General features: G+C 69.5%; 13 protein-coding genes. 1 reads left to right on the forward strand and 12 read right to left on the reverse strand.

All coding sequences use genetic code 11. The features are described 5' to 3' along the window. Positions 1–87: 87 nt before the first annotated feature. The 11 genes from Q0858_RS17275 to Q0858_RS17315 form a co-directional block, all read right to left on the reverse strand. Entirely contained in the window at positions 88–3,309 is a 3,222-nt protein-coding gene (locus Q0858_RS17275) for a hypothetical protein (protein WP_299057054.1), read from the reverse strand. A gap of 3 nt (positions 3,310–3,312) precedes the next feature. Continuing rightward, a complete protein-coding gene (locus Q0858_RS17280) occupies positions 3,313–3,711 on the reverse strand; it encodes a hypothetical protein (protein WP_299057057.1) in 399 nt (132 codons plus the stop codon). Next, positions 3,711–4,313: a hypothetical protein gene (locus tag Q0858_RS17285; RefSeq protein WP_299057060.1), complete on the reverse strand. Its 603-nt coding sequence runs from the start codon at positions 4,311–4,313 to the stop codon at positions 3,711–3,713. Before Q0858_RS17285 ends, Q0858_RS17280 begins: the two co-directional genes overlap by 1 nt. A gap of 236 nt (positions 4,314–4,549) precedes the next feature. Continuing rightward, entirely contained in the window at positions 4,550–4,933 is a 384-nt protein-coding gene (locus tag Q0858_RS17290) for a helix-turn-helix domain-containing protein (protein ID WP_299057062.1), read from the reverse strand. Further along, on the reverse strand, positions 4,930–5,289 hold the full coding sequence (locus tag Q0858_RS21550) for a WhiB family transcriptional regulator (RefSeq protein ID WP_366916021.1): 360 nt from the start codon (positions 5,287–5,289) through the stop codon (positions 4,930–4,932). The genes Q0858_RS17290 and Q0858_RS21550 overlap by 4 nt, the downstream gene beginning before the upstream one ends. Positions 5,290–5,526: 237 nt before the next feature. Beyond that, on the reverse strand, positions 5,527–6,612 hold the full coding sequence (locus tag Q0858_RS17295) for an AAA family ATPase (protein ID WP_299057065.1): 1,086 nt from the start codon (positions 6,610–6,612) through the stop codon (positions 5,527–5,529). Continuing rightward, entirely contained in the window at positions 6,609–6,974 is a 366-nt protein-coding gene (locus Q0858_RS17300; RefSeq protein WP_299057067.1) for a hypothetical protein, read from the reverse strand. Before Q0858_RS17300 ends, Q0858_RS17295 begins: the two co-directional genes overlap by 4 nt. A gap of 152 nt (positions 6,975–7,126) precedes the next feature. Next, positions 7,127–7,333 (reverse strand): hypothetical protein, encoded by a 207-nt coding sequence (locus Q0858_RS17305; RefSeq protein WP_299057071.1) that lies wholly within the window; start codon positions 7,331–7,333, stop codon positions 7,127–7,129. Then, positions 7,330–7,536 (reverse strand): DUF6011 domain-containing protein, encoded by a 207-nt coding sequence (locus Q0858_RS21555; RefSeq protein WP_366916022.1) that lies wholly within the window; start codon positions 7,534–7,536, stop codon positions 7,330–7,332. The genes Q0858_RS17305 and Q0858_RS21555 overlap by 4 nt, the downstream gene beginning before the upstream one ends. Further along, positions 7,529–7,735: a helix-turn-helix domain-containing protein gene (locus Q0858_RS17310; RefSeq protein WP_299057073.1), complete on the reverse strand. Its 207-nt coding sequence runs from the start codon at positions 7,733–7,735 to the stop codon at positions 7,529–7,531. The genes Q0858_RS21555 and Q0858_RS17310 overlap by 8 nt, the downstream gene beginning before the upstream one ends. A gap of 619 nt (positions 7,736–8,354) precedes the next feature. Further along, a complete protein-coding gene (locus tag Q0858_RS17315) occupies positions 8,355–9,485 on the reverse strand; it encodes a site-specific integrase (RefSeq protein ID WP_299057075.1) in 1,131 nt (376 codons plus the stop codon). A 384-nt stretch (positions 9,486–9,869) separates the two neighbouring features. On the opposite strand from Q0858_RS17315, the gene Q0858_RS17320 reads away from it, so the two are divergent. Beyond that, on the forward strand, positions 9,870–11,483 hold the full coding sequence (locus Q0858_RS17320) for a hypothetical protein (RefSeq protein WP_299057078.1): 1,614 nt from the start codon (positions 9,870–9,872) through the stop codon (positions 11,481–11,483). Between the two features lie 443 nt (positions 11,484–11,926). Here Q0858_RS17320 and Q0858_RS17325 read toward each other — a convergent pair whose 3' ends face one another. Continuing rightward, on the reverse strand, positions 11,927–12,400 hold the full coding sequence (locus Q0858_RS17325) for a DUF5994 family protein (RefSeq protein ID WP_299057081.1): 474 nt from the start codon (positions 12,398–12,400) through the stop codon (positions 11,927–11,929). Positions 12,401–12,491 lie beyond the last annotated feature (91 nt).

Here is a 12,491-nt window from a genome sequence, read left to right on the forward strand (position 1 = left end):
TCTCAGGTGGGGTCGTTGCGATGTCAGGAGGAAGAAGAGGGCCGCCCCGCTCGACATGGGGTTCCAGCGGGACGGCCAAGCGGCATCCTAAACACCGCTCCCGTCGTAGACGACCATCGCGTCGGAGTCACGGGCGAAGGAGTCGTTGGACCGCTGGTTCTGTAGGACCCGCTCGGCTGCGGCCTCTGCGATGCCCTCGACCTGGGCTGGTCCCCACGGGGTGTTCAGGGTGCCCTTTAGGTGGACCGGGCCGGAGATCTGCACCGTGGACGGGCCGCTGTAACCGCCTCCCCCGCCGGAGCGCAGAGCGGCCATCACGCCGTGACGCTCAGCTTCGCGGCGCTGATACTCCGCCTCCTGGGCCCGAAGTGACGCCTCGACGCCCTGGCGTCGTCGCAGTCCGCCGCGGGCGTACCACTCGACCTGGCCGCCGAGGATGCCTGCGGTCTGCTCAAGGATCGCCTTCGCCCCGGGACGTCGCCAGTCGTTCGCGTGCGGGATGTACGACTCACCCTTCGTCTCAGGCTCGGCCCACACCCGGGTAGGTCCGCCGGCCACCATCTGCGCGCGGTGGCCGTTGGCGTAGTCGCCGGCTGCGATGCGCTCGCGCAGGATGGCCTCGGCGGTACGAGGCAACTCCTTGCGGATGCCGCCGGCTGCGAAGGCCGGAGCCTGCTGGTGCCGCCCGGCGACGGACGGGTAGTAGCCGCCGGCGGCGTTGGCGCGGACCTGGCGGGTCTGCACGGTCACCGTGACGGTCTTGGACTGGATGGAGGCCATCATCGCCCGGATGCCCGACAGGGGACCGGAAGCGTTGTCGTTGATCCCGACCGCGGGTGAGGGTCGCAGGCTGCCGAAGCGGTTGAGCTCGTCGCGGGCCTGGCCGGTCTTGCGCATGGCCTCGCCGATGTCGGCGCCGACCCCGGGGTTGGTCTTGGTGCGGTCGAGCTGACGGAGCCGGTTGTCCATGCCGTTGATGGTCGACATGCCGGGCCTGGAGTTAGCGCCGACCACAGGGGTGGGGCGGCGTCCGCCGATCTCCCGCATGCGTGAGTCGAACCGGGACAGCATCTGGTCACCGCGGCGGGTCTGCGGCTCCACCCGGGGCCTGGCGCGCTGGCGGTTGAGTCGTTCGACCCGCCGGGTGGTGTTGTCTAGGCCCTGTCGGGTCTGGCGCTCGCCCTCGAGTGCGAGGCGGGAGACGACCTTCTTGGGCATGTCGAGGTAGCGGCGGGCGAGGCGCTTGGCGGCCTGCTCGTTGCCGGTCATCTGGGTGGCGACGCGGACGAAGGCGTCGCGGGCGGAGTAGTAGCGGTCCGTGTTTTGCTTGACCGCGTTGGACATGCCGTTCCACGACGACGCCATGCCCGAGAGGAGGGTGCGGTTCTCACGGCCGGCCTCGGTGTGGGAGCTGATCCCCCGGGCGCCCTTGGCTGCGGCCTCCTCGGCGTCGGCGAGGGATTGGCCCCAGGCGGTCTGGGCGTCGAACGCGCCGAGCGCGGCTTCCTTCTGCCTCCACAGGGCCCGGGTCATCTCCCCGATGCTCTGGCCGGCACCCGAGGCGGCATCCCCGGCCTCGTTCGCGGAGTCGGCGTACCTGCCGTTCCCGCCGGCGGCGTTGTCGAGCGCGGTCTGGTAGGCCCCGAAGTTCGCCATCACCTCCTCGCGCGCCCAGGGTGCGATCGAGGCGCCCTCGGGGGCTCCGGTGGCGGCCTGCAGGATGCGCTGCATCGCCTTCTCGGCCTTGCCTGCGTTTCCGGACTCGACCATCTGCGCCAGCGCCTGGTCGACGGACTCGATGTTGTCGACCGCGTTGTCCATCGGGGTGTTGCCGAACAGCCCGAACGCACTGAACACCTCACGGATGGGCTCGGCGGCCTTGTTCTGCCACCCGGCCATGTACTCGAGGCTGTTGCCGACCTGGTCGAGCAGCTTGGTGTCCGCGCCCTTGGTCAAGGCGTCGAGGTCGCGGGTCAGGTTGCCGAGGTCGATCTTCGCGCCGGTCGCCTCGGCCAGCCCGTTGCCGAGGATCGTGGCCGCAGCGCCAGCGGCAGCAAGGCTGCCCGCGAGACGACCGACCCCGCCCGCGGAGCCGGCGATGGTCGAGTTCATCGCGGCGGCGTTGCCGCGGGTCTTGGCGAAGAACCCCGCAGCACCGGCACCGGCGGCGACGGCCTTGTTGAACAGGATCATCCCGGCCGCGGCCTGTATCAGCGGCGTCCCCACCGGGGAGTCGGCGATCGCGGAGACGGCCTTGGCGACGGCCTCGAGCCCGTTCAGCGCGGGACCACCCAGGGGCGCGGCAGCGGTGGCGATGTCGACCAGCGCCCCACCGATCGCAGACGCTGCCTCAGCCACCTCGGGACCGTTCTGCTGCAGGTAGGCGACGAACTCGCGGAACCCCTCGGTCTTCGACAGTCCGGCGGCCCAGTCGTCGAAGTCGCCGGCCTGGACCCGCAGCCACGAGGAGAAGTCCTGGTTGGTCGGGTCGAAGGCCATGACCAGCTCGGCGAGACCGTGGGTGACGTCGCCGACGGTGCCGACGAGATCTGTGAGGATCGGGCGGGCGTTGTTCTGGATGTAGTTGAAGAAGCTCTGCCACCGCTCCCCTGTCAGCGAGGCGAGGGTGTCGCCGGCGAGGTCGCCGGTCACGGTGCCGAGCTCGTTGAAGAATGACTCGATGCGCGGCAGTGCCGACTCGAGGTCGTCCATGCCCTCGAGCAGGCCAGGGAAGAACCCCTCCGCGGAGGCATCCACCGTCGCCGCGGCGATGGCTGGGCGAAGCCTGCCCACCTCGCGAGCGAACTCCCGCGCCTGCGGAGACAGCTCAGACAGCGCGTCACGCATCTTCTGCAGGTTCTCCGCAGTCGGATCCAGACGGGCGGCCTCGATCGACGTCAGCGCCTCCCCCACGCCCTGGAAGGCCAGCAACGCCGACGAGCCAGCCGCAGCGGCAATCGAGAGCTGAGCAGCGATGCCCGCGATGGCGGGCACAGCGAGGCCGGCCATCGGGATCAGCGCAGGGCCGAGCGTCAGCGCAACCTGACCAGCGAGCCGCAGCCGGCCGGTCAGGTTGTTGATGCCGGAGTCGAGCTGGCGGATGCTGCGCTCGGACGACACCGCATCCCGCGACAGCGACCCGAGCCCACCGCGGGACGTGCGTTGAGTGATCCGGTCGACGTCAGCGCTCGAGGCCCCGAGATCCTTCAACACTGAGGTCAGCAGCTTGAGTGCGGCTGCGTCCTTAGCAGCCTGAGTGGCCAGGTTGGAGGTGGCATGGATCCGGATTTCTTCCTTGCGGACACCCATGGCTCAGCCCTCCTGGCGCGCGGCGTAGTCGGCCAGGAACTGCTCGGCAAGCGTCCCCTTGGGCTGGCCATCGACGGTCGGGGTGGCGATCCGGTCGAGGTTCATCACCAGCGACTCGACCGCGCCCAGGAGCTCGGCCATCTCCTCGGTGGTGTGGTCGAAACGCCGGATGCCGGTGAGCTGCACCCGGGTCCCTTCCTTCTCGTCATGGCTCATCCCGCCGATGAGGTCGACGATGCGGAACAGTCGAGCCTGCGTGCCCGGGCCGAGGCAGGTGAACTGGTCGGTCAGGTCGGGGAGCAGGGCGCCGGCAGCTGCGACCCGGGCCGTGATGTCGGCGATGGAGTGCCGCGGACGGTGCGGGCTTCCTTGCGGGCGGCCCTTGGGTCGACTCGCCCCCATCAGGCCGCAGGCTCCGGCGAGAAGCTGTCGGCCAGTCTGTCGATCTCGTAGTCGGGCACCCCGTCGAGCTCGGCGGGGCGAGCCTGCAGGGCCATGCTGTCCATGAACGTCTGCTGCAGGCTGGGCTCCGCGTGCTCCCACAGTTCCTGGAACCGCGGGGCGACATCGGGCCGCGCTCCGAGGAACTGGTCTGCGACCTCGGGCCAGCGCATCTCGTAGGCCCGTTCTGCGATCGCACGAGCGAGCGGCTCATCGCCCTGCCGCTCGGCGCGAGCAAGGAGGGCTGCAGCCTGTGTCGGGGACTCCAGTTGCTCGGCCCGGTCCCCCGCATCACGCCGCGAGATGGCCCACGAGGGGTCCGAGGCGCCCTGACCCGCGAAGATGTCGCGCTCGAGCGTGCGCCGGTATTCATCACGTGCGGCGTTGCGCTCCTCCACTAGGCGGTCACGCACGGCGCGCATCTGCTGATAGGCCTTGGCGATCTCAGCCTTCTTGTAGTCGTCGGTGCGTGAGGTGTCGCGGCGGATCTGGACGAGCGTGGCCGCGATCTCGGCTTCGGCCCTCTGCATGATCTCGGCGTTGGACATGAACGTCTTTCGCATCAAGAACTCCTAGGTCTGGTGAGGGCCTGCGGCCCCGGTGAATCCAGACTCAGCGCAGTTCCCGTTGCGCCGCGACAGCACTTCCCCCGGCGGAACTAGGCCCCGGTCCGCGCCCGATGCCCTTGGGCGCGGACCGGCAACTCTCACGTCGCGGAATATTTGAACCCTCCGCGCATAAGAGAGGCCTTCCCCGCGGTCCTGTGAAGATGCGGTCCGGCCCACCCCCCTGGGGTCCATCAGGCAGCCCGGGAGTTCTCGAAGACGGCGAGCGCCTCCCGGCTGACCCGGTACCGCTCGCCCACACGCTCTGCCTCGAGACGTCGGTCCTCGATCGCCCGACGGACACCGCGCGGTGTCATGCGCAGCTTGTCGGCGACCTCGCCAGTCGATAGCCACTGCGACCGCTCGACACCAGGCTCCACCGCAGCCGGCTCGGCCTCACCCGTGAGCGCCACCCGGTACTCGAGCGCCACCTCGTGGATCTCGCTCAGGTACTTCGATGCACGGGGGTTCGTCCCACGGACCTCGACGCGTAACTGACTGAGGTTCGCATGGCGGTCCAGCCAGGCCACGAAGTCGGCCGGGAGGATCAGACCGGGCCCGCCACGGAAGATCGTCACGACGCCACCCCCTCTCGACGGTGACGACGCACAGTCTGCGGGTGACGGGTCCTGTCCTGTCCGCCCCAGACGTTGTTGGTCTCGCCTGCCTCGGTCGCGTAGGCAGCGCACACCTCAAGGAGCGGGCACCAGCCACACGCCTTCGCCGCCTCCCGTCGCTCAGCACGGTCGTCGGAACCAAACGGGTCGGGGTCGGACTGGCACGGCGTCAGTCGGCCAGCAGCAGCGAGTTCATCGAGACCAGCAGCAAGAGCTAGCCACGACACCTGCGCTTCGGGCCTGATGCTTTGCGCCTCGCTCATGCCGACCACCCACTCGGGACGGGGGACGAGGCAGGTCGCTGTCCTGCATCCCATCTCCTGGCCTCGTCCTCGTCCCCCCTAAGGGAGGGGGACGAGGGACGAGGTGTGTGGAGGGTCGTCCGGGACGAGGTGGGACGAGGTCGGGACGAGGGGACGAGGTGCTGAGTGAGCCCGATCAGGTGTCTTCGGAGACCGAAACCGGAAGATCCTGAACAATTTGCCCAGTTAGCAGGACGTTCACCCCGTCCCGCTGCCGGGACGAGGTGCCTGACCGGACAGATTGCGGTCGCATCAGTCATCCGACCCAGCTCCATCCCAGGGCTTGAGCAACTGGAACGGCGCTGTCTCAGACACGTACCCATCGACCTGGAGCAGCGACCTGGCCTGCCTGACGTAGGTCGCTCTACCCCTCACCTGCGCCTCGATCTGAGCGCCTGAGAGCGGCTTGTCGGCCTTCTCCATCGCCGCGCAGATGTCACCCATCAGCTTGGTCGGACGGAACTCCCCCGCCTCCTTCACTTCGGGCGTGACGACCTCGACCTCGGCGAACTCCTCACCGTGCGAGGTGAGCACTAGGTCTCCGAACCACGGCTCGCCCGTCGAGGCGAGGGCGTGCTTGCGGAGTTGTCCGGGTCGGTCCTTGGCGATGCGCACCGTCGAGCGGCCGGTGATACCAACGCCGAACGGGGTGCGGTTGGTCAGGGTGTAGGCCGCACCGTCGATGCCGTTGAGCTTGTGCACCGCACCGATGGAGTAGCGGCCCCTCCCCTCTGCTGACTTGGTGACGTGGTCCAGCGAGACCGACGCGGCCCCTGCCTGAGCCAGCCGGCGGGGCAGCATCCGCCCGAACTTGGCTGCGTCGCTGTTGCTGTTCGGGTCGAGCCCGTTCAGCGTCATCGCCTCGGTGACCCCGTCGACCACGGCCAGGCTCGGCGTGGTCTCTCGCAGTAGGAAGTCGAGGTCGTCGCTGTGCACCCCGGACCCGAGACCGTCCTCAGGACGGACGTAGTGGAACCGCTCGGCGATGGAGCGGCGATCCCCGCCGAGGGTCAGCAGCCGCCCGACGATGCCGCCCGCGTCGTCCTCGAAGTCGAGGTAGACCACCGATCGGCCGGCCTTGAGCTCGTCGAGGACCACCGAGAGGATCAGCCAGGTCTTGCCGCCCTCGGTCTCACTCGAGACGGTGTGGACCTTGCCGGGGTAGAACATGCCCACCCCGTCGCTCCTGCGGCCCACGGTGGGCTCTGGGGGTTGCCAGGCGCCGTCGAGCACCTCGGTGAGGTCCGCGGGCTTCCACGACCGACGGAAGACCGGCATGGGCTCGTCAGGGTGCGGGACATAGACGTCGTCGAAGTCCTGGAATCCGTATCCCGTCACGCGACACCTCCCGGCTTGCCGTTAGGCCAGGTGCCGGCGCGGAACGCCTCGGTCTGCGAGTAGGTGGTGTCGTTGCGGACGACCCGCAGGTGCTTCCACCGCTCCTTGTGAGCAGCCGCGCGCTCCTGATAGCCGCGGTCCTCCTCGACCTTGAACGCACGACGTGCCAGCGCGACCTCGTGGCGCAGCTTCTCCTCGAGCTCGTCACCCTCGCGTGCCCAGCACTCAGCCGCACGCACGACCGCGGCGATCTTCTCCGGGCTGCTCTCGGGCAGCGCCAGCCACTCGGCGGTCCCGTAGGCCGGCGAGTTCGGCGCAGCCTTCCTGACGAGCTTGTAGGCCCACTGACGCCGACGGTTCATCGCATCGCGGGTCGGCCGCACCTCCCTTGGCCCGGTCTGGGCGGTCACCTGGCGTGGGTCGTCGCGGGTCTCCCCGCACGAGCACGACCAGAGACTGGTCGGGGTGCCACACCGAGGGCACATGACGGCGTTGCGGGTGCTCGTCGACGTCGTCATCGGCGCTCACCAACCTCAGCCACGACACCGCGGTGCTCGAGGGCAGCGAGCAGGTCGGGCAGCTTGCTGGCGTCGAGCATCCAGCCGCCAGCCGAGCCGGAGAAGATCGGACGCATCCCGGCCCCACGCATGAGGTCACGCGCCCCGTAGCCGCGCACGACGATGATCTCGTCGGACGCCTCGACAGTGATCCGGGTCCTCATGCCACCCCCTGCTCGAGGAGCAGACGGCACTGACGGCCAACTCGGCGCGGGACGCTGCGAGGGCTACTGAGAGGCCGTCCGCACCGAACACAACGCACGGCGCGGTCGGAAGTCCTACCGTGGATCTCGATCTGGTTCGCCGACGAGATCTCTGGCCCTGTCACCTTTGCCCGGGTGGCGGGGCCCTCTCGGTTCTCAGCCATGAGACGCACCCCCAGCAGCGGGGATGGGCGACAGCAGACCGTCGAGGTCGCGCTGGTCGATGCGGATCAGTCGGGACCCGCGCACGCGGTGGCCAACAAGCTGGCCGCGTGAGACGTAGTTGCGGATGGTGCGATCGGTGACGCCGAGGTAGTCGGCTGCTTCGGCTTGGGAAAGCCATCTGCGGTTCTGGGCAGGCACAACGGAACCCTTCAAAGGTTCCGCGGCGGCCCATTGCGCGCGGGGATCCGGCGAGTACGCCAGGCAATAACCTCACTCTATAGGAAAGGAGCGGCTGGCGGGCGGCGGTCACGACCGGCGTGGCGGACCTACTCCTGAACTACAGCGTCGTACCGCCCGGGCTTGATCGCGAGCAGGAAGATCTGACGCTCGTTAGACATTACGAACCACCGGCTTCGGCAGCCTGGACATGAGGCGACCCCGTAGGGACAGGGCTGCCGCCAAGTGGGACCGTGCATCAAGCGGGAGCCAGCCTCGGCCTGGCGGACACCGTTCGGTCGCTTCTCGACAGCGGGATCGATCCAGATGGTGGCGGTCGGACTGTGCACCCACACGTAGACGATCGCCCGGGCCCCACCCTTCTTCTGCGGGCACTTCTCGCAGTAGATGGTCCGCTGCACGCGCCAAGCCCCCTCTTCATCTACCGAGGGTTGAAAGGCGTTCAAGCGCGCAATGTCGTGCTGATGTGGTGGGAGGTCTGCGAACGGATAGTCCTCCTCGAGCCGATAGGTCGTCACCACCCCACCAGCGACAAACGGGTCGCTCGGGTCCGGTCCCTCCCTGTGCACCAGGTCCCGCATCAACGACCACCGGCCAAGTCCGAGAGTCGGCGCGCAATCTCTACGTCACGCTCGGCCGCCGCGTGCTGATACCTCAGTGCGGCCGCCGGCGTCGCGTGGCCGAGCCGACCCATCAGCTCGGCGAGGGTGGCGCCTGTCTGCGCCGCCAGCACTGCGCCGGTATGCCGTAAATCGTGCCAGCGCAGGTCAGGTCGGCCAGCCGCTTCCCGCGCCCGGTAGTAGACCCGGTACAGCGAAGACGGCGCGAGGTGACCCCCACCTCGAGCCGGGAACAGCAGGCCATCGCGACCTGGTTCGGCGTGCGCGAGCAGATGTTCTCGGACCAGCGGCATGAGGTGCGGTGGGATCGCCACGTCGCGCGACCCAGCGTCGCTCTTGGGTGTCTTGACGATCGTCTGCCCGCCGGCCCTCACGACACCGCGCCGGATGCGGAGCTGACCCGCCTTGGTGTCGACATCCGATCTGCGCAGCTCGGCCAGTTCGCCAAACCGAAGGGCACACCATGAGGCGAGCAACGTCATCACGCGGTACCGCTCGGGCATCGCGGTGACAATCGCCTCGAGCTCGTCGAGGCTGGCTGGTCGGACTTTCTTCACCCGTGTCGTGGACCCGCCCCCGCGCACCTTGGCCGGGTTCGCGGTACTGATGAGGTTTCGGTCGACGGCCGTCCCTAGGATCGTCCGCAGCAGGCTGTACGCGTGCGCCTGTGTCGTTGGTCGACCGACAGCGGTGACGGCGTACCAGTGATCCACCGACTCTGGGGTGATGTGCTTCAGGGCAATGGGCCCGAAGGTCGGGAGGACGTAGGTGTCGAGCAAGGTTCGGTAGTGGGCGCGCGTGCGATCCGCGAGTGGTCGACCGCGCACGGTACGACCGGCGAGCCAGGCCTCCGCGTAGTCGCCGAATGTGAGGGCACGCGGGGCCACTCCCGAGCTGCCTGGTCGCCAGGTGTCACGCACGAGATCCGTCCGCACGGTCGCCAACCACGCCTCGGCGTCACCCTTGGTCTCGAAGGTGGTGTGCGCCTTATGCGTGCGGCCATCCGGGCCGGCGTAGCGCGCCTGCCATCGGCCAGAGGGCAGCTTCCTGATGCTGCCGAAGCTGCTCTTCGATCCCCTGCGATTCGTCACCTGACCCCCGCCCGTGCCACTTGCGTGCCAGATCAGTCTAGCAATTGGTTCCGTTGCATTCCGCTAGGTGCCGCGCTACTGTTCCGCGTAGTTGCAGGTCAGGACCGGGTTTCCGCAGGTCAAGGCCAGTGACGCAGAAGTACTCGGGAACTGGTTCAAACCCAGTATCGCCCACCACCTGGTGAACCGCCTCTGACCTGCGACAACGCGGAGTCGGAGGCGGTTTTTTCGTGCCCCCCGCAGCCCGGACACGGTCGACGGCCCCACGTCCGAGTGCCGCTGTCGCAAGAATCCCGCAAGAAAGCGCAGATCATCACGTGAACGGCTGATGCTTGCGGCAGGGGCGGCCGTCGGGGCTCGCCCGCGGGGAGCCTGGGAGGGCCCATGTCCCGAACCACGCGTCGCGCCGCCTGGATCGGCGGGATGGGCCTGGCCGTGGCTGCGGCCTGCAGTCCCGGTCTCACCACCGCCGCATCCGCCGCGGCGGCGGAGCGGCCCGACCTCATCGCGACAGAGCTCGAAGGCTCGGTCCGGCTCCTCCCGGGCGACTCCACCCAGACGACGTCCCTCGGTCTGGGCGGCGTCCGCAAGTCGTCGACCGCGGTGGCTCCGAACGGCGACCTGTGGGTGGCGGGCGGAGACAGGGTTCGTCGCCTGTCGGCGGACGGCGGCGCGGTCGAGGTCTACCGGGGCTACGGCAACGCCTATGGCGTCGTGGTGGGGTGGGACGGCACGGTCTACGTGTCCGACCTGAGAGGCACGGTCTACATCCAGCCCGAGGACGGCGCACCACAGCCGTTCGAGGAGTTCACGACCCCGTCACAGCTGTCGCTCGACGGTGACGGCAACCTCCTCGTACCGGACTTCTCCTCAGGAACCGTGACTCGGGTCACACCCGGGGGTGACGGCACCGTCGTCGCCCAGGGCCTTCGATATCCGCACGACGCAGCGGAGGCTCCCGACGGTTCGATCGTGGCCACCGAGCAGAACAGCGGCAGGGTCAAGAGATTCACCGCGGTCGACACCGCGACCACGCTGACCACCGTGCTGGGCGGAGCCGACGGTGTGACCGTCGGGGAGGACGGCACGATCTACGTCGCGAGCTACGACGCCGACGCCATCGTGTCGGTCCCCGCCTCGGGCGGGTCCGCGACCCGGATCGCCACCCTCGACGGTCCGATCAGCCTGACCCTGGCGGAGCCGCCCGGGCCGGCTCCGTCACCGCAGACGATCACCATCACCTCGACCCCACCGGACGACGCGACCGTGGGTGACACCTACACCCCCACCGCCACCGGCGGTCCGTCCGGCAACCCGGTGACCTTCTCCGTCGCCGACTCCGCGGCCGAGGTGTGCTCCATCGACGCCGTGACCGACGAGGTGACCTTCGACGGCCCCGGCACCTGCACCATCGCCGCCGACCAGGCCGGCGACGAGGAGTACGCCGACGCCGAGCAGGTCACGCAGGACGTCGTCGTGAACGTGCCCGAGCTGTTCATCACCGGCCAGGTCAGCAGCGAGGTCCCGGAGAACGGGGCCGGCTGGTACCGCACCCCGGCCACCGTGACCTACACCTGCGGAGGCGGCACCGCCCCGCTGGTGTGCCCGGCGCCGGTGACCCGTCAGGACACTCGCCCCGGGTTCGCGGTCGCCCGCAAGGTCACCGCCGCCGACGGTCAGGAGACCAAGGTCCGCACCCCGCTCCAGGTCGACACCACCGCACCGCGGATCGAGATCACTCGCACCGGCACCGCCCCCTACGCCCGCGACGCCGAGCCGATCAGCTGCACCGGCGTCGACGCCGGCTCCGGAATCGACGGCGACTGCACGGTGACCTACGGACGGATCGTCCAGGGCCCCCAGGGCCCCCAGCGCGGTGGAACCCGCCGCTGGCTCGCCACCGTCACTGACGTCGCCGGCAACACCACCACGGTGTCCCGCGCGTTCCGCGTCCAGGGCAGGGCGCCTCAGCGGGCCACGCCCACCGGGACCCGCTGAACAGCGACGCCACGCGCGATGAGTCGGTGCGCCCGCACCGGTCGACCCCGCTGTGGACCCCACCCGAGACCGCGGCCCGACCTTCGACGGCATCACGATCGGCAGGCCGGCGACCGGCGCGCTCGTCGACGCCGGCTACGTGCGCCTCGCCGACCTCCCGGACGACCTCGACGAGCTCCTGCCCCTGCACGGCGTCGGACCATCCGCTCTGCGCCGGCTGACAGCGGCCAGAGCGGACCGCGCACGGCGGACCACCACCCGATCGAAAGGCGGGACAGCGGGCCCGTGACCGGGCGAGATGGGTGACCGTCCCGCCCAGCATGGGGTCCAGGCGGGACGGTCGAGGACGACCTTAGGCTCCGAACCGCCAGCGGTCCGCAAGTCGAGGACGACGCGGGTGCTCGACTCCTGCAAGACCCGATCAGGTCCTGGGGCCCGTCCTGCTAGTCGAGGGCCAGCAGCTCGTCGGCCGACAGGGTGTTGTCGGACGACGCCGCCTGCTCGAGGATGCGGCGACCCCGCTCCTCGTCGACGTCACTGGGGACGACGAGCAGGCGCAGCGCACGGTCCTGGGAGAGCTTGACGACCATCAGGTGGGTGTCGTCGCGGGGGAAGGACCCGACCTTCACGGGACCGCGGGCGGCCCTGATCTGGTGGGCGCTCCGGACGCCGGGCTCGGCGTCCCAGTCGGGCCGCGAGAAGAGCAGCCGCCCGACCCGGCCCACCTCGACGGGGAAGTGGTCGACGAGGTCGGCGCCCTCGCGGCGGAGGTCGCGGGACCGGGGGTGCCAGGCACCCTCGAGGGGGATGCCCCTTGCGGGGGCGCGCAGCGCGATGCGTAGTCCGCCGTGGTCGGCGGGCGCCGTACCGGCGGGGCCGGCTGCGGGGAGGGACGGTGCTGATGGCGAGGTCGTCATGACGCTCGACCTTTCGTTGTCGACCTCGCGCGCTCGACGAGCGCGGCTTGTCAGACTCGATTGCTCCGAGAGTAGGCCCTACGGGCCGTCC

This window comes from uncultured Nocardioides sp., from assembly GCF_947489365.1.
In the GTDB taxonomy this organism is placed as follows: Bacteria; Actinomycetota; Actinomycetes; order Propionibacteriales; family Nocardioidaceae; genus Nocardioides.